At 67.6% G+C, this 18,529-nt stretch carries 20 protein-coding genes; 14 read left to right on the top strand and 6 right to left on the bottom strand.

Going from position 1 to position 18,529, the window contains the following annotated elements; translation table 11 throughout:
* Positions 1 to 83 precede the first annotated feature (83 nt).
* Positions 84 to 1,568: a carbohydrate porin gene (locus HW466_RS00100; RefSeq protein WP_151004606.1), complete on the top strand. Its 1,485-nt coding sequence runs from the start codon at positions 84 to 86 to the stop codon at positions 1,566 to 1,568.
* Positions 1,569 to 1,668: 100 nt separating this feature from the next.
* Here the strand turns inward: HW466_RS00100 and treA are convergent, their stop codons facing one another.
* Positions 1,669 to 3,375 (bottom strand): alpha,alpha-trehalase TreA, encoded by a 1,707-nt coding sequence (gene treA / locus HW466_RS00095; protein ID WP_059805561.1) that lies wholly within the window; start codon positions 3,373 to 3,375, stop codon positions 1,669 to 1,671.
* 331 nt (positions 3,376 to 3,706) lie between these two features.
* Between treA and HW466_RS00090 the strand changes: the two genes are divergently transcribed.
* Both HW466_RS00090 and HW466_RS00085 read left to right on the top strand, forming a co-directional pair.
* The gene (locus tag HW466_RS00090; protein WP_060348285.1) at positions 3,707 to 5,095 is read left to right on the top strand and encodes an MFS transporter; all 1,389 of its coding nucleotides are present in this window, start codon (positions 3,707 to 3,709) and stop codon (positions 5,093 to 5,095) included.
* A 332-nt stretch (positions 5,096 to 5,427) separates the two neighbouring features.
* Positions 5,428 to 6,639 carry a winged helix-turn-helix domain-containing protein gene (locus HW466_RS00085; protein WP_151004604.1) on the top strand — a complete coding sequence of 404 codons (1,212 nt, stop codon included), beginning with the start codon at positions 5,428 to 5,430 and terminating at the stop codon, positions 6,637 to 6,639.
* Positions 6,640 to 6,726: 87 nt separating this feature from the next.
* On the opposite strand, the gene HW466_RS00080 is transcribed toward HW466_RS00085, so the two are convergent.
* Positions 6,727 to 6,945 (bottom strand): DUF1653 domain-containing protein, encoded by a 219-nt coding sequence (locus HW466_RS00080; RefSeq protein WP_006751720.1) that lies wholly within the window; start codon positions 6,943 to 6,945, stop codon positions 6,727 to 6,729.
* Positions 6,946 to 7,000: 55 nt separating this feature from the next.
* Positions 7,001 to 7,444 carry a GNAT family N-acetyltransferase gene (locus tag HW466_RS00075; protein WP_151004602.1) on the bottom strand — a complete coding sequence of 148 codons (444 nt, stop codon included), beginning with the start codon at positions 7,442 to 7,444 and terminating at the stop codon, positions 7,001 to 7,003.
* Between the two features lie 150 nt (positions 7,445 to 7,594).
* Here HW466_RS00075 and HW466_RS00070 point away from each other — a divergent pair, with 150 nt between their 5' ends.
* From HW466_RS00070 to HW466_RS00055, 4 genes are all read left to right on the top strand, one after another.
* Positions 7,595 to 7,855, top strand: a complete 261-nt coding sequence (locus tag HW466_RS00070; protein WP_014898766.1) for a type II toxin-antitoxin system Phd/YefM family antitoxin — start codon at positions 7,595 to 7,597, stop codon at positions 7,853 to 7,855.
* Positions 7,852 to 8,118: a Txe/YoeB family addiction module toxin gene (locus HW466_RS00065; RefSeq protein ID WP_060348282.1), complete on the top strand. Its 267-nt coding sequence runs from the start codon at positions 7,852 to 7,854 to the stop codon at positions 8,116 to 8,118. Before HW466_RS00070 ends, HW466_RS00065 begins: the two co-directional genes overlap by 4 nt.
* A gap of 94 nt (positions 8,119 to 8,212) precedes the next feature.
* Positions 8,213 to 8,836 (top strand): HAD hydrolase-like protein, encoded by a 624-nt coding sequence (locus HW466_RS00060; RefSeq protein WP_060348335.1) that lies wholly within the window; start codon positions 8,213 to 8,215, stop codon positions 8,834 to 8,836.
* A 397-nt stretch (positions 8,837 to 9,233) separates the two neighbouring features.
* Positions 9,234 to 9,806: a DUF4142 domain-containing protein gene (locus HW466_RS00055; protein ID WP_059449511.1), complete on the top strand. Its 573-nt coding sequence runs from the start codon at positions 9,234 to 9,236 to the stop codon at positions 9,804 to 9,806.
* Between the two features lie 98 nt (positions 9,807 to 9,904).
* On the opposite strand, the gene HW466_RS00050 is transcribed toward HW466_RS00055, so the two are convergent.
* Complete coding sequence (locus tag HW466_RS00050; RefSeq protein ID WP_151004601.1) at positions 9,905 to 10,504, bottom strand: GNAT family N-acetyltransferase; 600 nt, start codon at positions 10,502 to 10,504, stop codon at positions 9,905 to 9,907.
* A gap of 81 nt (positions 10,505 to 10,585) precedes the next feature.
* Positions 10,586 to 11,500, bottom strand: coding sequence for a LysR family transcriptional regulator (locus HW466_RS00045; RefSeq protein WP_151004599.1), 915 nt, complete (start codon positions 11,498 to 11,500; stop codon positions 10,586 to 10,588).
* Positions 11,501 to 11,608: 108 nt separating this feature from the next.
* Between HW466_RS00045 and lysA the strand changes: the two genes are divergently transcribed.
* The 5 genes from lysA (at position 11,609) to HW466_RS00020 (ending at position 15,795) form a co-directional block, all read left to right on the top strand.
* Positions 11,609 to 12,847 (top strand): diaminopimelate decarboxylase, encoded by a 1,239-nt coding sequence (gene lysA, locus HW466_RS00040; protein ID WP_059506668.1) that lies wholly within the window; start codon positions 11,609 to 11,611, stop codon positions 12,845 to 12,847.
* Between the two features lie 351 nt (positions 12,848 to 13,198).
* The gene (locus HW466_RS00035; protein WP_059769213.1) at positions 13,199 to 13,810 is read left to right on the top strand and encodes a ribosome-inactivating family protein; all 612 of its coding nucleotides are present in this window, start codon (positions 13,199 to 13,201) and stop codon (positions 13,808 to 13,810) included.
* A 20-nt stretch (positions 13,811 to 13,830) separates the two neighbouring features.
* Positions 13,831 to 14,472 carry a hypothetical protein gene (locus HW466_RS00030; RefSeq protein WP_151004597.1) on the top strand — a complete coding sequence of 214 codons (642 nt, stop codon included), beginning with the start codon at positions 13,831 to 13,833 and terminating at the stop codon, positions 14,470 to 14,472.
* Positions 14,473 to 14,531: 59 nt separating this feature from the next.
* Complete coding sequence (locus tag HW466_RS00025; protein WP_151004595.1) at positions 14,532 to 14,741, top strand: hypothetical protein; 210 nt, start codon at positions 14,532 to 14,534, stop codon at positions 14,739 to 14,741.
* A 1-nt stretch (position 14,742) separates the two neighbouring features.
* A complete protein-coding gene (locus HW466_RS00020; protein WP_174906042.1) occupies positions 14,743 to 15,795 on the top strand; it encodes a hypothetical protein in 1,053 nt (350 codons plus the stop codon).
* Between the two features lie 68 nt (positions 15,796 to 15,863).
* Here the strand turns inward: HW466_RS00020 and HW466_RS00015 are convergent, their stop codons facing one another.
* Complete coding sequence (locus HW466_RS00015) at positions 15,864 to 16,547, bottom strand: helix-turn-helix transcriptional regulator (RefSeq protein ID WP_059449503.1); 684 nt, start codon at positions 16,545 to 16,547, stop codon at positions 15,864 to 15,866.
* A gap of 283 nt (positions 16,548 to 16,830) precedes the next feature.
* Between HW466_RS00015 and HW466_RS00010 the strand changes: the two genes are divergently transcribed.
* Positions 16,831 to 17,523 (top strand): DUF2589 domain-containing protein, encoded by a 693-nt coding sequence (locus tag HW466_RS00010; protein ID WP_059449502.1) that lies wholly within the window; start codon positions 16,831 to 16,833, stop codon positions 17,521 to 17,523.
* 13 nt (positions 17,524 to 17,536) lie between these two features.
* Positions 17,537 to 18,415, top strand: coding sequence for a DUF2589 domain-containing protein (locus HW466_RS00005; protein ID WP_239005840.1), 879 nt, complete (start codon positions 17,537 to 17,539; stop codon positions 18,413 to 18,415).
* The last annotated feature ends 114 nt before the right edge of the window (positions 18,416 to 18,529 follow it).

The following is an 18,529-nucleotide window of genomic DNA, read 5'->3' as shown; positions in this document are numbered from 1 at the left end:
TGCGCGCCGCTGTCCGCGCCCGCTGCATCGCTTCACGTGCCCATTTCTTCAGTCTCACTAATCAATCAAACAACGGAGCCCGCATGAAGAATCGCTTCGAATCCGCACCGCGTACACCGCGCCTCGATGCGCTCGCCGCGCTGCTGCTGTCGCTCGCCGCCGCGCCCGCATTCGCGCAATCGACGTCGTCGGCCGCCGCGGCCGAACCGGCGTCCGGCGTCAGCGACGCCGCCCCCGCACAGGCCGCCGATGCTGCCGCGCCCGCGCCCACCGGTTTCTGGGAGCGCTCGAACCTGTTCGGCAACATGGGCGGCCTGCGCGACGTGCTCGGCGATCACGGCGTCACGCTGAACCTGCAGGAAACCAGCGAATACCTGTACAACGCCGCAGGCGGCACGCAGCGCGGCGGCGCCTACCAGGGCCTCACGCAATTCGGCTTCAACGTCGATACGGACAAGGCGATCGGGCTGCCGGGCGGCACCTTCAACGTGTCGGCGCTGCAGATTCACGGCACCAACCTCACGCAGCGCTATCTGCAGACACTGCAGACCGCGACCGGCGTCGAGGCGAATTCGACCACGCGGCTGTGGGAGCTCTGGTACCAGCAGGCGTTCCTCGCCGGCAAGGCGGACGTGCGGGTGGGCCAGCAAAGCGTCGACCAGGAATTCATGGTGAGCCAGTACGCGGCGACGTTCATGAACGCGACGTTCGGCTGGCCCGTGCTGCCGGCCACCGACCTGCCGTCCGGCGGCCCCGCGTATCCGCTGTCGTCGCTCGGCGTGCGGCTGCGGGTGAAGCCGGCCGACGCGTGGACCGCGATGGTCGGCGTGTTCGACGGCAACCCGGCCGGCCGCAGCGACGGCGACGCGCAAGTGCTGAACGCGCACGGCACCAACTTCAACCTGCGCAGCGGCGCGTTCGTGATCGGCGAGCTCCAGTACGCGCTGAACGCACCGCCCGCCGACCCGAAGGCGCCGCAACCGGCCGGCCTGCCGGGGACGTACAAGCTCGGCTTCTGGTATCAGTCGCAACACACGAACGATCCGCGCGTCGGCACCGACGGGCTGTCGCTCGCGAATCCGGCCAGCAACGGAATCCCCGCCACGCATCGCGGCAACTACGGTTTCTATGCGGTCGCGGATCAGATGGTGTGGCGGCCGTCGGCGGACAGCCCGCGTTCAATCGGCGTGTTCGCGCGCGTGATGGGCGCGCCGGGCGATCGCAACGTCGTCGATTTCGCGGCGAATGCGGGCGTAACGCTCAAGGCGCCGTTCAAGGGCCGCGACGACGATACGGCCGGCATCGCGATCGGCTACGCGAAGATCGGTTCGCATGCGCGTGCGCTCGACGGCGACACCGGCACGTATGCGACGCCCGGCTATCCGGTGCGCCGCGCGGAAACGGTGATCGAGGCGACCTACCAGTACCAGGTCGCGCCGTGGTGGCAGTTGCAGGCCGACCTGCAGCACTTCTTCCGGCCGGGCGGCGGCATCCCGAACCCGAACGAGGCCGGCGCGCGCATCGGCGATGAAACGGTGGTCGGCGTGCGCACGACGATCACGTTCTGACATCCGTGCGTACGACACGGGCCGGCTCGCCGCGCGCGCGGCCGTCCGGCCCGTGTCCGCCATGCCGGGTTACGTGCCTGCGTTCAACGCACGCGGCCTGTCACTCGCCATACAGCCCGAGCAGTTTCAGCGTGACGCCGTTGGTCCAGCCGAAGCCGTCCTGCAGCGGATATTCGCCGCCACCGCCGCCGCCCTCGCCGGCGCCCTCGACCACGTACTTCTCGACGAGCTTGCCTTCGGTCGCATACACATGCTTCACGTCGGCCAGGAAGCGCGTGCCGATGTCCTTCGCGAGCGCCGGTTCGCCATAGCGGCGCAGCCCGTCGATCGCGATCCACTGCAGCGGCGCCCAGCCGTTCGGCGCGTCCCATTGCTGGCCGGTGTTCTCGGTCGTCGTCGCGAGGCCGCCCGGTTGCAGCAGCGTCTTGCGCACTTCGCGCGCGGTCGCCTTCGCGCGTTCGGGCCAGGCGACGCCCGCGAACAGCGGATACAGCGCCGCCGCCGTCACCCCGTCGCGCGGCTTGCGCAACTGCCAGTCGTAGTCGCCGTAATAGCCGCGGCGATTCCACAGATAGTGATTGATCGCCGCCGCGCGCCGCGCCGCCCGCCCGGAGAAATCCGCCACGCACGCGATGTCGCGCGTGACCGCGCAGCCCTTCACGATCGTCGTCTCGAGATGGAACATCAGGCTGTTCAGGTCGACCGGCACGATCGACGTCGTGCGGATCGTGCCGAGCGTCTTGCCGTCGCCGAACCAGCGCGAGCTGTAGTCCCAGCCGCTTTCGGCGCCCGCGCGCAAGTCGCGGTACACCTCGTTCGCCGGCCGATTCGGCACGGACTTCGCGGTCGTCACGTCCTCGAGATACGACTCGTCGCGCGGCGTGTCGCTCGCGTCCCAGTAGCGGTTCAGCACCGCGCCGTCCGGCATCGCGACCACGTTGCGCGCGGCCTGCCCGCGCGGCGTCGTGGTTTCGCCCTGCATCCAGTACGCATGTTCCTTGCGCAGCGCCGGCAGGTATTTCTGATAGACCTTGTCGCCTTCGACCTGCGCGGCGAGCGTGACCATGTATGCGAAGAACGGCGGCTGCGAGCGGCTCGCGTAGTACGTGCGGTTGCCGTTCGGGATGTGGCCGACCGTGTCGATCAGATACGCGAAGTTGTCGAGCATGTCGTCGACGAGATCCTCGCGCCCCGACACCTGCAGCCCGAGCATCGTGAAATAGGTATCCCAGTAGTAGCCTTCGCGGAAGCGGCCGCCGGGCACCACGTACGGCTTCGGCATCGCGATCAGCGAGCTGTACGGCGGCACCGTCGTGGTGGTGCGCGTGAGCTGCGGCCACAGCCAGTCGATGTGCTGGCGCAGCGTCTGGTTCGCGGGCGGCGTGACGCCGCCCTCCGGCGGCGGCGTGAAGTGCTGGTCGACGAACGCCTTCAGCGAGAAGCCGGGCTGCGACTTCTGTTGCTGATACAACTGTACGATCGTCGCCGGATCGGTATTGGGCGTCGCGTCGACGAAGGTCTTCTGATCGGGATAGATTTGCGCCGTCTGAACCGCGACGAACAGGTCGCCGTAGAGCTGGCTCGGCGGCGGCAGCAGCGTGCCGGAAGCCGGGCTCGCGAGCGTCGCCGCGGCGGGCGGGCTGGCCGCCTGCATCGAGGGTTGATTCGCGCTGTCGGCCTGCGCCGCACAACCGGCGACGGCGAGGTAAGCGACGGCGAGAACGGCGGCCCAGCGCAGACGCGGCGCGGGAATGGACGGATGCGAGGCAGGATGCGATGCGATCGATGCGGCACGGCGTGACGTCATGACGTGTCCCCTCCTTTCGATGAAGAATGGTTCGGCAGGGGTCTCGTTCGCGCGTGCGCTCGTCTCGATGGCCGTCGATCGATGCGCGTCGTTGTGTGTCGCAGATGAGTTCCGACTGTCGCACGAAACGCGCATCGCACGCAAGTTTCGCCGCCGCCGCCGCGGGCGCGCGTCATATGTCGTGTCATGTACCGCACACGCCACCCCGGTCGTCTCTTCCCGCATGCGCGGTAACAGGAACGACTGTTGCAACATGCGGAACGACCGTTGTCCCGCGTGACGCAACGACCACATTGTGGGCATAATGGCGTCTTTACCGCGCGCCCTGCCCATGTCGCCCGTCTTTCTAGCACCGCTCATCGTTGCCTGTGCGTTGTTCATGGAAAGCGTCGACGCGAACATCATCGTCACCGCACTGCCCGCGATGGCGAGGGACTTCGGGCACAATCCCGTCACACTGAACATTGCGATCACGGCCTACGTGGTCGGCCTCGGCGTATTCATTCCGATCTGCGGATGGCTTGCCGACCGCTTCAGCGCGCGCTCCGTCTTCCGCACCGCGATCGGCATCTTCGTCGCCGGCTCGCTGATGTGCGCCGCCTCCAACTCGCTCGGCCTGCTGACGTTCGCGCGCTTCGTGCAGGGCGTCGGCGGCGCGATGATGGTGCCGGTGGGCCGGATCATCATCTTCCGCGCGGTGCCGCGCTCCGATCTCGTGCGCGCGATGAACTACCTCGCGATTCCCGCGCTGTTCGGGCCGACGGTCGGGCCGCTCGTCGGCGGCTTCATCACGACCTACCTGCACTGGCGGATGATCTTCTTCATCAACGTGCCGATCGGCATCTACGGGATCTACCTCGCGAGCAAGCACATCGCGAACACGCACGAGGCCGATCCCGGCCCGCTCGACTGGTTCGGCTTCCTGCTGTCCGCGAGCGGCGCCGCGCTGCTGCTGATGGGCCTCACGCTGATCGACGGTTCGCTCACGTCGCGCGGCAACGCGCTGCTGATGTGCGCGGCCGGCGCGGCGATGCTCGCGCTCTACGTGCCGTACGCGCGCCGCAAGACGCGTCCGGTGCTCGACCTCAGTTTCCTGAGGATACCGACCTACCACGCGAGCGTGGTCGGCGGATCGCTGTTCCGTATCGGCCTTGGCGCGGTGCCGTTCCTGCTGCCGCTCGCGCTGCAGGAAGGCCTCGGGATGAGCGCGTTCCATTCCGGGCTGATCACCTGCGCGTCCGCGCTCGGGGGCGCGGTGAGCCGATCGACGGCTACTCATACGCTGCGGCGCTTCGGTTTTCGCACGGTGCTGATCTATAACGCCGCGTTCGCCGGGCTCGCGATCGCCGCCTACGGCGTGTTCCATCCGGGCATGGCGACCTGGGCGATCTGGACGATCGTGCTGGTCGGCGGCATCTTCCCCGCTCTGCAGTTCACGAGCCTGAATTCGATGATCTACGCGGATATTTCGCAGGCCGATGCAGGCCGCGCGACGAGCCTCGGCAGTGTCGTGCAGCAGATGTCGCTCGGGCTCGGCGTAACCGTCGCCGGCCTCGTGCTGCACGTGTCGCACTGGCTGCAGGGGCACACGACGATGGTGTGGTCGGATTTCTGGCCCGCGTTCGTCGTGGTCGGGCTGTGTTCGTTCGCGTCGATTCCGATCACGCGACGGTTGCCGCCCGGCGCCGGCGACGAAGTCGCGCGCGGCAAGCGGCAATGAACGTGCTGGCTGGAGTGGAAAAACCGGAAAACAAAAAAAATCAGCGGACATCCACACGGGGCCGGTGCACAGCCGCATGGATGTCCGCTCAGGGCTCCGGGTCTCTCGTTGGGGGTTGAGAATCCCGGATCTGCTTCCTGCGTGCCATGGACATATGTGCGTCGGAAGCGGAATCGTTGCGCGCACATTTCGTCGCGCCATGACTGCACTATAGGGAAAGTCGCGCCGCGCATCTGTCAACCATTGTCAGACGCGTTGCGTGCATGCGTCGCGCACGTACGCCGCTTTCGCGCTAAAGTAGTGCCCGACCGCAATCATCAGCCGCCGCTCCGATGCTTACGCTCTCGCCCGCCGCCGCCCGCGCGCTGCATCTCGCCGCACAGGGCCTGCTGACCCCGCCCCGCCGCAAGGCCACCAAGGCCGACGTGCTCGACACGATCCGGCGGATGGCGCAGTTGCAGATCGATACCATTCACGTCGTCGCGCGCAGCCCGTATCTGGTGCTGTTCAGCCGCCTGGGCGACTTCGCCCCGCAGTGGCTCGACGAACATCTGGCCGAGGCGCGCCTGTTCGAATACTGGTCGCACGAGGCGTGCTTCCTGCCGATCGAGCAATACGGGCTGATGCGCTACAAGATGCTCGATCCGTCCGGAATGGGCTGGAAGTACGCGGCCGATTGGCACGAGCGGAATCGCGCGGAAATCGAACGGCTGCTCGCGCGGATTCGCGACGAAGGCCCCGTGCGGTCCGCGGACTTCATTCGCGAAGACGGTGCGAAGGGCAACGGCTGGTGGGACCGCAAGCCGGAGAAAAAACACCTCGAGGTGCTCTTTACGACCGGCGAACTGATGGTGTCCGAACGCCGCAACTTCCAGCGGATCTACGACGTGCGCGAGCGCGTGCTGCCCGGCTGGGACGATGCGCGCGACCTGCCGCCGCGCGACGCGGTGCTGCCGGCGTTGCTCGACTACACGTGCCGCGCGCTCGGCGTCGTGCGCGCGGACTGGGTGGCCGATTACTATCGGCTGCCGCGCCGTTCGTACCGCGCCGAGCTCGAGCAGCTCGCAGACGCGGGCGAACTGATTCCGGTGAAGATCGCGGACTGGAAGGAGCCGGCCTACGTGCATCGCTCGCTCGACGCGCTGCTGCCGGCCGCCGCGGCCGATACGCTGCGCTCGACCGTCACGACGCTGCTGTCGCCGTTCGATCCCGTGGTATGGGACAGGCGGCGCGCGTCGACGCTATTCGGGTTCGACTACACGATCGAGTGCTATACGCCCGCGCACAAGCGGCGCTATGGCTATTTCTGCCTGCCGGTGCTGCATCGCGGCCGGCTGATCGGGCGCGTCGACGCGAAAGCGCATCGCGCGCTCGGCACGTTCGAATTGAAGTCGGTGCATGTCGAGCCGGGCGTGCGATTCGGCACGGGGCTCGCGGCCGACGTCGCGAAAGCCGTGAAGCGGCTGGCGGCATGGCATGGCACGCCGGAGGTGACGGTCGCGCACGCGCCTGCCGAACTGGTGAAGGCACTGTCCAGCGCGTAAGGCCGACGCAGCCGCGACGGGTGACGGCGACGCGCGTGCCGCCTGCGATTACGCGGCGGCACGGCCGTCTGCCACCGCCTGCACGACTCAGTCGCGCAGCTTGCGAAAGCGCGGCGTGCCATCCGGCAGGTTCTCGTTGAACATCGCTTCCGGCCGCACCCACAGGCCGCGCGCATGCGGCCACAGATGCTCGTACACCACCACCGATTCCTCGGTTTCGGAATGACGTGCGACGCCGATGTAGCGATACAGGCCGCCCTTGTAGTGGCGATGCGTGGCGAGCTGTTCGGCTTCCTGTTCGGTCATGATCTGCTTCCCTTCGGCAAAAACGAAAGCGCGTATTGTATGCGCTCGCCGCCCGTCAGCGTTTTGTGTAGATATCGGGCCGGCGAATCTCCATCAACCGCTCGGGATTCGCGGGCGGCCCGAAGCCGACCGGCCGGTAAAGTTCGTGCGCATCAGTCGTCACGAGCATGATGCGGCGCAGGTTCTGCACCATCGGCTGCGCGAATACATGATCGATCAACGCGCGGCCATAGCCGTTGCCGCGCTCGGCCGGCAACACGAAGACGTCGCACAGATACGCGAACGTCGCGTGGTCGGTCACGAGCCGCGCGAATCCGACGAGCCGATCGCCGATATATGCGCCGAAGCACAGCGAGCCTTCGATCGCGCGCTCGACGACGTCGCGCGGAATGCCCTGCGACCAGTACGCATCGCGATGCAGGAAATCGAAGATCGCGTCGATGTCGAGTTCGCGCTTGTCGGTGGAAAATCTCAGCGTGGCGGGTGTGGCTGCTGGCACGTCGGCTCTCCGGTCTGGGCTGGGGAGCAGCAACGATAGCGCGACGCGCGGCGGGCGACAAGCGACGCCGAAGCGACCCGTACGACACTCCGTACCAGAAAGTGACCCGTGCTTTACTTGTACAGCTTAAGGTACAAGTTGAGGCAAATCATGCGCACGATTCATTTTTCGGATGCCCGCGGCAATCTGAAGACGGTCATCGACCAGGTCGTCGACGATGCGGACGTGACGCTCATCACGCGTCGTGACGCGCCGAACGCGGTCATCATGTCGCAGGAATACTATGACAGCCTGATGGAGACGGTTCATCTGCTTCGCTCGCCGGCCAACGTCGCCCACCTCGAACGCTCGATTGCGCAACTGCGCAAGGGCAAGGCGAAAGAGCACAAGCTGGCGGGGGACGATGAATGAGCGTACGCCGCGTGCTCTTTACTTCCGACGCGTGGGACGACTGCGTTTATTGGCAAGGGCAGGACCGCAAGACGCTCAAGCGCATCAACCAGCTCATTCGCGAAGCCCAACGCACGCCGTTCGAGGGCATCGGCAAGCCCGAACCGCTGAAGGCCAATCTGTCCGGGTTCTGGTCGCGCCGCATCGACGATACAAACCGTCTGGTTTATGAAGCGGACGATCTTCAGATCAGCATCGTGTCCTGTCGCTACCACTACGCGTAGCGCCAATCTCGGCACCCGCACGACCGATCACGCGAACCACACCGCCCGATTCGGTGATATCGTCACCGCCTCAATGAACTCCCGGCATCGCTTCATGCCCTATCGACTCATCGCATTCGACTTCGACGGCACGCTCGCCGATTCTCTCGACTGCTTTCTCTCGGCACTCACGGAAGCGTCACGCATGCACGGCTTTCGCGACGCGACGCCCGAACTGCGTCCTGCGCTGCGCGGCATGTCGGCACGCGAGATCATCCGCGCACTCGAGGTGCCGATGTGGAAAGTGCCGCGCGTGACGCTCGACATGCGCCGGCTGATGCGCCCGCGCATCGCACAAGTAAAGCTGTTCCCCGGCGTCGACGCGACCTTCGACGCGCTGGCCGCGCGCGGCATCCGCATCGCGATCGCAACGTCGAACAGCGAGGACATCGTGCGCGACCGGCTCGGCCCGCATGCGAGCCGATGCGTCGATACGTTCGCGTGCGGCATTCCGCTGTTCGGCAAGGCACGCCGGCTGCGCGCGCTCGTGCGCGAAGCCGGCATGCAGCCCGACGACGTGCTGTACGTCGGCGACGAAATCCGCGATGCCGAAGCGGCGCGCCGCGCGCGGATCGCCTTCCAGGGCGTCGCGTGGGGCTACACGGCCGCCGCTGCGTTGCAGGCGCACTGCGCGACGCCGCTGCTCCCGCATCTCGATGCATTGCTCGATCGCGTGTGAGAACGTCGCGCGCATCGCGCATTCGATTCTGCGCGTCGCGCAATAGCCGGCGCGCGCCATGCGCAACCCGATGAAACGCCGATGACACGCGCACGCGTCGCAGCCATTTCACGCACGCCGCGCCCCGCAAAAATTGCCGCCACGAAGCATGCAACAGGTACGCCCTACCTGCCCGCTCGCGCGCACATCGATTCGTCTTACGAACCGTTACACAAACCACAGCGCCGTTGCACCTGCTACCTGAGCGCTCTCCTAGAATCAGTCGGGCCGGGAAACGCTTCGAACGCCGCCGCGGCAGAGCGGCCATCGAGTCCGGCCCGGGCGCGCCCGGTCTCTCGCACAGCTGCGGATCAGCCGATCCGTCCGTTAATCAGAGCCCCGATAGAAAGGAGGTCCCATGAACCGCTTCCCCCAAGTCTCGCGCCTTGCATTGTCTGCCGCTGGCCTGCTTCTCGTCGCCGTGACGGCGACCGCGCAAACCGCGCAACCGTCGGCGTCCGCGCCGGCCGCTGCCACGCAAACGCGCATCCATGAAGCCGACCAGACTTTCATTACCGACGGCACGAAGACCGTGTCGACGCAGCACGATGCGGCACGCATCGCCAATTCGCGCACGTCGGACAGCCAGGTGAAGGCATTCGCGCAGCGCGTATCCACCGACGACGAGAAGATCATCCAGGCGATGCGCGCGGCCAGCCCGCGCGGCGTCGACGTGCCGGCCAACGACCCGGACACGGCCGTGCTCGACAGCATCAAGAACCTGCGCGGCGCGGAATTCGACAAGGCATACATCGAGCAGGTCGCGCTCGCCGGCCAGCAAAAGACGATCTCGGCATTCCAGGCTGAAATCGCTTCCGGCCGCGATACGAAGCTGAAGGAAGTCGCACGCCAGTCGCTGCCGATCCTGCAGGCGCACTACGCGGACGCGCAGAAGCTCGCGCAGCGTCACCACCTCGCATCGGCGCAGTAACGCGATGCGTCGCCGCGCATCGCGCGCGGCGCCCTTCTTCCCCGTCTTCGCGTCGCCGCCCCCTCCGGCGGCGCGACGCCCGCGATACGCGGTTCGCGTTACGTCGCGAGCTTCGCCCTCAGTCGCGCCCTCACGTCCGGCCATTCATCGTCGATGATGCTGAAGCGCACCGAATTGCGCTTGCGGCCGTCGGGCATGATCCGCTCGTGACGCACGATCCCTTCCTGCTTCGCGCCGAGCCGCAGAATCGCCGCGCGCGACTTCTCGTTCAGTTCGTCGGTCGTGAACTGCACGCGCACGCAGTGCAGCGTGTCGAACGCATACGAAAGCAGCAGCCATTTCGCCTCGGTATTCGCGTGCGTGCGCTGCGCCGATTCGCTCAGCCACGTATGACCGATCTCGAGCTTGCGATTGTTGCGGTCGATCTTCCAGAAACGCGTGCTGCCGATCACGCGGCCCGAGGCCCGATCGACGATCGCGAACGGCATCACGGTGCCGGCCGCGCGGCCTTGCAGCGCCGCGTCGATATACGCGTCGACCGTGTCCTCGCCCGGCACGACCGTGACCTTCAGGTTCCACAACCGGCCGTCCGCCGCCGCGTCGAGCAATGCCTGCCGGTCGGATGCGTCGAGCGGCCGCAGCATGATGCGCTCGCCGACGAGCGTCGGTTGTTCGGCGGAAGATGAAACGTCGGTCATGACAGGTTCCGTTTCCATGAAGATAAAGAGGACGAGGAGGATGGCCCGGCGTGCAGCGAAACACCCATCATACGGCCGGCGTCAGCCGGGCAGCGCGGCGAGCCGCTGGCGAATCGCGTGCGCCTCGGCGCGCAACGCATCGGCGAATGCGTCGACGAGCAGGCTTTTCGGCCGGTGCTCGGGCACGATCACGCTGACGCGATACGGAAACGAGCGCGTGAGCGGCCGCACGTGCAGATCGCGCCCGACGAAATCGAGCGCGGTCAGCGGGTTGACGATCGCCGCGCCGAGCCCCTGCCGCACGAACGCGCACACCGACACGGCCGACGGCGTCTCGACGACCGAACGCGGCGCGACGCCGAGCTGCGCGAACGCCTCGTCGATCAGGATCCGGTACGGGTCGTTCAGCGACAGGCTCACGAACGGGCGATCGGCGAGATCCGCGAGATCGATCGCGCGTTGCGAGAGCAGCGGGTGGCCGTCGGGCAGCACGCAGACCTCGTCGACTTCGAGCAACGGCGTGAGGACGGTGCCGGCCGGCGCGACGTCGTGCTCGGTCAGCCCGAGATCGTAGCGCTGCGCGGTCAGCCACTCCTCGAGCACCGGCGACTCCTGCGTCGCCACCGACACGCTGACGCCCGCGTGCGCGTCGTGAAAGCGCCGGCAGGCGCCGGGCAGGATCGCGTGCGAAAACGCCGGCAGCGCGATCACCGACAACTGCCCGTCGCGAAACTCGCGCAGCCGCGCGGCCGTCGCCGCGACGCGCTCGAGCCCGACATACGCGAGCCGCACGTCGTCGAACAGCGTGAGCGCGGCCATCGTCGGCCGCAACCGGCCGTGCGAGCGCTCGAACAGCGCGAAACCGATCACCTGCTCCATGCGCGCAAGCTCCCGGCTGATCGTCGGCTGCGACGTATAGAGCATCTCGGCCGCACGCGTCGTGCTGCCGGTGACCATCAGCGCGCGGAAGACCTCGATGTGCCGGTGTGTGAGCATGGTTCCCTATATCAGAAGTGAATTGAATCGAGATAATCAGGCATTTTACTGTATAGACATTCAGGCGCATCATTCTCCTGTCCGTTCATTCGATCCGGTTCTTCCGCCATGTCTCTCGATTCCCGCCAGCTCGCGGCGCTCGCGCAGCAATACGGCACCCCGCTGTGGGTGTACGACGCCGACGTCATCCGCGATCGCATCGCTCAATTGCGCCAGTTCGACGTGATCCGCTACGCGCAGAAGGCAAACTCGAACCTGCATATCCTGAAACTGATGCGCGACGAAGGCGCGTGCGTCGACGCCGTGTCGCTCGGCGAAATCGAGCGCAGCCTTGCCGCCGGCTTCAGTCCTGCGGGCGAGCCGGAAGGCGTCGTGTTCACCGCCGACCTGATCGACCGCCCGACGCTCGCGGCCGTGCTGAAGCACGGCGTGACCGTCAACGCCGGCTCGCTCGACATGCTCGCGCGCGTGGGCGAGCATGCGCCCGGCCACCGCGTATGGCTGCGCGTGAACCCGGGCTTCGGCCACGGCCACAGCAACAAGACCAACACCGGCGGCCCGCAGAGCAAGCACGGGATCTGGATCGACGACGTGCCGCGCGCGATCGAGATCGTGCGCCAGTACGGGCTGAAGCTCGTCGGCATCCACATGCATATCGGCTCGGGCGTCGACTACGGCCACCTGTCGCAGGTGTGCGACGCGATGGTCGACCTCGTCACGTCGCTCGGCCACGACATCGAAGCCATCTCCGCGGGCGGCGGGCTGTCGATTCCGTATCGCGACGGCGAGCCGCGCGTCGACGTCGGTCATTACTTCAGCCAGTGGGACGCCGCGCGCAAGCGGATCGAACGGCATCTCGGCCATGCCGTGCGCATCGAGATCGAACCGGGCCGCTTCCTCGTCGCGGAAGCCGGCACGCTCGTCACCGAAGTGCAGGCGGTGAACCGCCGGCCGAAGCACGACTTCGTGCTGATCGATGCGGGCTTCAACGACCTGATGCGTCCGTCGATGTACGGCAGCTACCACGCGGTGTCCGTGCACGCGCACGACGGCGCGCTGCCCGCCGGCCGGCCGCTCGTCGACATCGCGATCGCGGGGCCGCTGTGCGAGTCCGGCGACGTGTTCACGCAGGACGCGGGCGGCGTGGTCACGCACCGCAAGCTGCCGCAGCCGCAGATCGGCGATCTGCTGTTCCTGCACGATGCGGGCGCATACGGCGCATCGATGTCCTCGAACTACAACAGCCGGCCGCTCGCGCCGGAAGTGCTCGTCGATCGCGGCACGCCGCGGCTGATCCGCCGCCGGCAGACGATCGACGAACTGCTTGCGCTCGAAACGTTCGCGTAACGCGCGCTCGACGGCAGTCACGCGATCGGCCAGGTTTGCCGCTACCGGCAAATCTGGCCGTTGTGCTTTTCGGCGCGCGGCGCTCATGCCGCCCGGCAACGCATGAAGCACGCCGCCAATGTTGCCGATCCTCCACACGCACGCGCGTCGCGCCCTTCGCCCGGTCCACCTGCGCTCACCGAATCCGACATCCGCTTCCCGGGTGTTCGGTCACGCCACGGACAGTGACTTCTGCCGCATTGTTCGCCCGCCGCGCGCCACGCACAGTAGCCGCACGGCAGCGCATTCGCTTCGCCCCGCGCGCCGTCTCGACGGCCGAGCCACGCCGGGTTATCGACAGGAGCGAACATCGTGCAACTTCGACTCACCAACGGCAGTGACTATCGGGACGATCTCGCGTCGCTTCGCGACGCGATCCGCCGGAACGGCACACGCGCGACGCGGCAAGCCGTCGACGTCGTGATCGGCAGCGACACCGGCGCGCCGCGCATGTCGCTGTTGCTCAACCTCGCGTGGCAGGCCGCGAGGAACGGGCCCGCCGTCGACGCGTCGCTGTACACGCTTGGCTTCATCAGCCAGGGCGGCACCGCCTTCGTGTTCGACATCCGGCCGTTTCCGGGCGGCACGCCGGCCGGCGCGACAGCGCTCGGCGGCGACGGTTCGTACGGCTGGCTCGGCTACGCGACCGACCCGTTGCCGACGATCAATCCGAGCAACCTCCATCAGGCCGTGTGGACACTGTCGAAGCTCAAGCCGGCAGACGCATCGAAGCCCGCACCGTTCAAGCCCGATCTCACGCGGCTCGTGATCGCGTTGTCCGAGGCGCTGCGCTTCGCGCGCACCGAGCATGCGATCGCCGGCCTGCTCGACGGCACGCTCGCGACCTACGCGCCGAACGACGATCGCACGGCCTGCTTCAACAACTGGGCGGCGAAGGGTTTCCCGCTCGGCGAGCCGGCTTGATGCCGACGAAGGAGCCACTCATGTCCGGACTCGACTTCAACACGTCGCTGCGCTGGGAAGCGTTCGTACTGGGCCTGATCGCGAATGCCGGCGATACGCCTCGCGCGGGCAGGCAGCAGACCGGCTGCGCGCTGCCGATGTACGTGATTCCGTTCGCGCGGCTCGACGCGCCGCCCGAGTTGCGCGCGCTGATGTCCGAAATTGCGACGTCCGCGCACGTCGTCGATCGCGGCCCGCCCGGGCGCCATATCGGCGGCGACGTGCTCGGCGCGATGCGCCAGATCCACCAGAACGCGCCCCGCTACCTGCCGACTCTCAACTACGGCACGCCGACGGACCCATTCCACGGGCTCACCGAGCGCGCGAAACTGTACGAGCGCCATGCACGCGCGTTCAAGGCGAATTCGCACGGGCGCGGCGGCGGCACGCAAACGACGGGCTATGTCGAATACACGGCCGGCACGAATGCGATGTTTCGCGGCGGCAACCGCGCGCGCATCGCATTCGACTACGTGTTCGGCCGCCTGTACTTCTCGCCGATCCATTACGAAGCCTGGGTGCCCGGCACGCTCGATCCGGGGCCCGGACAAACCGTCGCCAAGGTCATCGACGCGCCGTACGCGAACCCGTGGTTCTGGATCACCGACATCACGTCCGTTTGAAGCCGCGGCGGCGCGGTCCGAAGCGCCGCGCCGCCATCATCGAGGGAGCGGAAGCCATCATGAAACAGCCAGTGCGAATCGTTTCCGTGCGCTATTCATGCGACTGCAAACCGCTGCGTGCGCCCGACGAAGCACTCGATGCTTATGCAGCGCGCGTGCAGCTGGGCGCCGAAGCGCCGTGCGTGCGCCACCTGTCGAGCACGCAACGCGAACGCGTCGCGATCCACGCGTTCGACGTGGACGTGCCGGACCCGGACGGCGCACCGTGACATGGGCGCCCCGCGCTTCGGGCGCTGGCGCGCGCGGCCGGCGCTGCCGGCACCGCCACGCGCACCGGACGATCTCGCCGCGCAGCTGTGCGACGAATGCGAGGCGATGGCGCGCTACGCGCTCCATCACGGGTTGCCGATCGAGCCCGAACTCGTCGCGCGGCTCGCGGCGCTGATCGCGGCCGCCAGCTCGGGCAGCGCGTCGGCCGGCGCGTCGACCGCCACGCCGCTGACGCCCGCGCAGCAGCATGCGCTCACGGCAATCCACCGCAAGCTCGCGACGCTCGTCGCGCCCGCCACGCCGCAGGCCGTGACGCTGCTCGACATGCACCGGCGCCAGGCGCACCCGCTTGCGTGGCTCGGCCCGGTGCCGCTGATCCGGCTGCTGACCGGGTCGGCACTCGGCTTCCTGATCGCGGTCGTGCTGACGAGCCTGTCGCCGCACGTGTCGGGTGAGAACATCGAGCGAGGCTTCCTGCAATCCAACGGCATGCAACTGCTGTGGAACACGACGTTCCTGCTGTGCTGCGCGGGGCTCGGCGCGTCGTTCGCAACGCTGTTCCAGGCACATCACTACGTCGCCGCGTCGACCTACGATCCGAAATACGACGCATCGTATGGCGCGCGGCTGATTCTCGGCGTGATCGCCGGCCTGATCATCGTCCAGATGCTGCCGGCCCAGTTGTTCGCACAGGGCAGCATGCACAACTTCGGGCGGCCGGCGCTCGCGATGCTCGGCGGCTTCTCCGCGACGGCCGTGCATCGCGTGCTGCAACGACTCGTCGAAACGCTCGAGACGCTGGTACAAGGCGATCGCTCGACCGACGTCGGCGCGGCGCTCGCCGCGAATCGCGCGCGCGCCGCAAGCGAGCGCGCGCACTGGCAGGGCGAACTGGCGGCCAATCTGCTCGACCTCCAGCAATCGCTCGACGGCGGAGCATCCGCCGAGGTCGTCCGCGCGCGCCTCGCCGAATTCACGCGCGCGATGCTCGCGGCCCACCCCGCGCAGTCGGCCGCGGACGATCCGCTTCCGCCCGACGCCCCGACGCAATAGCGCGATGCGGCGCGCAGCCAGCGCTCGCCGGCCGCGCGCCCGTCCTGCTGGCGCGCCCGTCGCATGGATCAACCCGGCGAACCGCACGCCGTCGCGAACGCGAATGCCGCCGGCTCGGGCGGCACGTGGCGCGCGAGCCACAATGCGGCCTCGGTCCGGTTGCTCACGCCGATCTGACGGAACAGCGCGTACAGGTGGTTCTTGATCGTGCCTTCCGCGACGTTGAGCACGCGGCAGATCTGCTTGTTCGACTTGCCTTCGGCCAGCAGCCGCAGCACGTCGCGCTGGCGCGGCGTGAGACGCTCGAACGCGCGATCGTCGCCGGCCGGCAGGCCGCCCGGGCGCGCCTGCGTCGCGCCGCCGTCGTTCGGCGGCACGTATATCGCGCCGGCCGCGACCCGGCCGAGCGCATCCGCGAACTCGTCGGCGCTCGCGTGCCGGTCGATGATGCCGGCCGCCCCCGCCAGCAGCGCATCGGCGATGGTGCGGCGGCACACGGCCGCCGCCACGCACAGCCACGGCGCGCCGGCGAACGTCTCGCTCAGCACGCTCGGCCAACTCGGCCGCGCGGCGTGCTCGTCGTATTCGATCGTGATCGCCTCGACCGTTCCGGGCAGCAACGCGTCGCGCAAGCGCAAGACGTCCTCGGGACGGCGGGCCGACCACACATGCCAGCCGACATCGCGTTTACACAGCGCGTCCGCCACACCCGCGACGAATAACGGCGGGCTATCGATCATCAGAACGTTCATTGCGCGGTTTCCTCGAAATCGGGATGCTCGGTTTAGATTTTTTGTTTCCCCTACCCGGCGTTTTTTTTACCGCTGTTTCAGCCGCCGCGCACTAGGCCCGTCGCTCCGTGACGAATGGCCTAATTCGTCCGCACCGCGCCCCGCCGCGCATATCGATGCCCGCCGCAAGCCGGCCCGGGCCGCCGGACGTGACGGACGTCATATTTGGTAAACCTCTTCAATTTCCTAACGTGAATAAAGACAACGAATTTCCGTTGTCTCCAACACGAAGAGGAGTTTATTCATGGACGCGAATTTCATCGGCTCAGTGATTAACGCTTTACCCATGGACCAAATGATCGCCGGCCCGTTAAAGGCGATGATCAGTGCGCAGACGCAGGCCGCGAAGAGCTACGCGGATTTCCTGATGCAGGTCTGCATCCAGGGCGGCAAGGCCGTGGCCGTCCAGTTCGACTACGACGAGACGCTGGTGGACGAAAGCGGCGTGTCGAAGGGCGTCGTGCAGAAGACGATGCGCATCCCGCTGCTCGCGGCGATCGTTCACCCGATCATCGCGATCGAGGAAGGCACGATCGACTTCGAGATGGAGATCACGCAATCGGAAAAGTCGTCGTCGTCGACCGAGGCCGGCGGTGAATTCCAGGCCAAGTTCGGCTGGGGGCCGATCAGCGTCAGCGTGTCCGGGCGCGTGTCGCACAAGGCGGAGCAGACGCGCAGCACCGACACCCGCGCGAAATACTCGATCCATACGCAGGTGAAGCGCCAGTCGCCGCCCGAAGCGCTGATGCGCGTGATCGACTTCCTGACCGAAGCCGCGACCAAACCGGTCGTCACGGAAGGCAACGCGAAGGCCGTGAAGCCGCTGCCGGCGACGCCGACCGACGGCAAGCTGGTCGGCGATGCGTCGGCAACGGGCGGTAGCACCGCCGCGCCTGCCGGAGCCGGTTCGGACGCCCAGCAGCCGGCGCACGCGTAAGCGCGGAGCGGCCATGTTCAGGCTCTTCAGACGGTCGCGCCGCGCGGGTGGCGGCGGCCACGGCGATGGCGATGCGCGTGCCGGCAGCGGCGCGGCCGGGCAGGAACCGGACGCAACGATCCCGCCGCCGGCCGGCGCAGCGGCCGGCAATACCGGGACGGTGACGGCCACGGCCGCGCCGGCGGCGATCGCCGCCGATCCGGTGCACCACGCGCCGCCCGAGACAACCGGCTCACCGGCCGGGGCCGCTCCAGACATGCACGACGCACCGGGCACTGCGCCCGGTGTGTCCGCCGGCGGCGTGCCGCCCGCGCCGCCTGCCCCGCCTGCCCCGCCTGCCCCGCCTGCGCCGCCCGGCGCGCCGGCCGACGACGAGCGTCCGCCGCCGCGCGGCATCGCGCTCGACGAGATCGCACGCGGGATGCAGCACGCGGCAGCCGCCGCGAACCAGCTGCTCGCGCATCAGTACACGGCCGTGCTCGACCAGTTCTTCGATCTGCGCGACGACGGCCTGCTCGCACCGCGCGAGGTCACGGTCGCGCTCGACGCGGAGCACACGATGCCGGTGCCGCTCGTCGCGCTCGCCACGCCGCGCGGGCTTGCGCTCGACCGGATGATCGTGCACCTGACCGTGCGCGGCGACTTCACCGAGGCACTGCCGGCCGGTGGCATCGCGAGCGACGACGAGCAGCGTGGCCGCTTCTACGTGACGTTCGCGCCGCGCTCCGCGAAGAAGGACGCGCAAGGCAACGCACGACAGCGCGACACCGAGCACATCGACATCGAAATGCAGTTCGCGGCACTGCCGCCTCCGGAAGCGATCATGCGCGTGATCGACGAATACACGCATCGCCTGGTGCCGCGCGCACGGCCGGGCAGCAAGGAGAAATGATATGAACGCCTCCCACCCGTGAATGGTGGTGGGAGCTAGGCAGGTGGACCCTCACGGGCCGACGGCATCAAAGTGCCCAAGGTGGAAGATCATCAAGATTCTTCACAGGCAACC

The sequence above is a fragment of the Burkholderia territorii genome, from assembly GCF_902833055.1.
In the GTDB taxonomy this organism is placed as follows: Bacteria; Pseudomonadota; Gammaproteobacteria; order Burkholderiales; family Burkholderiaceae; genus Burkholderia; species Burkholderia territorii.
Note: the sequence above shows the minus strand (reverse complement) of the source record. Positions and strands in the feature narration are given on the sequence as shown.

What these genes read in the sequence shown, in the direction of transcription:
- HW466_RS00100 (WP_151004606.1), top strand. Translation starts at nt 84, where the DNA reads ATGAAGAATCGCTTCGAATCCGCACCGCGTACACCGCGCCTCGATGCG.
- treA (WP_059805561.1), bottom strand. Translation starts at nt 3,375, where the DNA reads ATGACGTCACGCCGTGCCGCATCGATCGCATCGCATCCTGCCTCGCAT.
- HW466_RS00090 (WP_060348285.1), top strand. Translation starts at nt 3,707, where the DNA reads ATGTCGCCCGTCTTTCTAGCACCGCTCATCGTTGCCTGTGCGTTGTTC.
- HW466_RS00085 (WP_151004604.1), top strand. Translation starts at nt 5,428, where the DNA reads ATGCTTACGCTCTCGCCCGCCGCCGCCCGCGCGCTGCATCTCGCCGCA.
- HW466_RS00080 (WP_006751720.1), bottom strand. Translation starts at nt 6,945, where the DNA reads ATGACCGAACAGGAAGCCGAACAGCTCGCCACGCATCGCCACTACAAG.
- HW466_RS00070 (WP_014898766.1), top strand. Translation starts at nt 7,595, where the DNA reads ATGCGCACGATTCATTTTTCGGATGCCCGCGGCAATCTGAAGACGGTC.
- HW466_RS00065 (WP_060348282.1), top strand. Translation starts at nt 7,852, where the DNA reads ATGAGCGTACGCCGCGTGCTCTTTACTTCCGACGCGTGGGACGACTGC.
- HW466_RS00060 (WP_060348335.1), top strand. Translation starts at nt 8,213, where the DNA reads ATGCCCTATCGACTCATCGCATTCGACTTCGACGGCACGCTCGCCGAT.
- HW466_RS00055 (WP_059449511.1), top strand. Translation starts at nt 9,234, where the DNA reads ATGAACCGCTTCCCCCAAGTCTCGCGCCTTGCATTGTCTGCCGCTGGC.
- HW466_RS00050 (WP_151004601.1), bottom strand. Translation starts at nt 10,504, where the DNA reads ATGACCGACGTTTCATCTTCCGCCGAACAACCGACGCTCGTCGGCGAG.
- HW466_RS00045 (WP_151004599.1), bottom strand. Translation starts at nt 11,500, where the DNA reads ATGCTCACACACCGGCACATCGAGGTCTTCCGCGCGCTGATGGTCACC.
- lysA (WP_059506668.1), top strand. Translation starts at nt 11,609, where the DNA reads ATGTCTCTCGATTCCCGCCAGCTCGCGGCGCTCGCGCAGCAATACGGC.
- HW466_RS00030 (WP_151004597.1), top strand. Translation starts at nt 13,831, where the DNA reads ATGTCCGGACTCGACTTCAACACGTCGCTGCGCTGGGAAGCGTTCGTA.
- HW466_RS00025 (WP_151004595.1), top strand. Translation starts at nt 14,532, where the DNA reads ATGAAACAGCCAGTGCGAATCGTTTCCGTGCGCTATTCATGCGACTGC.
- HW466_RS00020 (WP_174906042.1), top strand. Translation starts at nt 14,743, where the DNA reads ATGGGCGCCCCGCGCTTCGGGCGCTGGCGCGCGCGGCCGGCGCTGCCG.
- HW466_RS00015 (WP_059449503.1), bottom strand. Translation starts at nt 16,547, where the DNA reads ATGAACGTTCTGATGATCGATAGCCCGCCGTTATTCGTCGCGGGTGTG.
- HW466_RS00010 (WP_059449502.1), top strand. Translation starts at nt 16,831, where the DNA reads ATGGACGCGAATTTCATCGGCTCAGTGATTAACGCTTTACCCATGGAC.
- HW466_RS00005 (WP_239005840.1), top strand. Translation starts at nt 17,537, where the DNA reads ATGTTCAGGCTCTTCAGACGGTCGCGCCGCGCGGGTGGCGGCGGCCAC.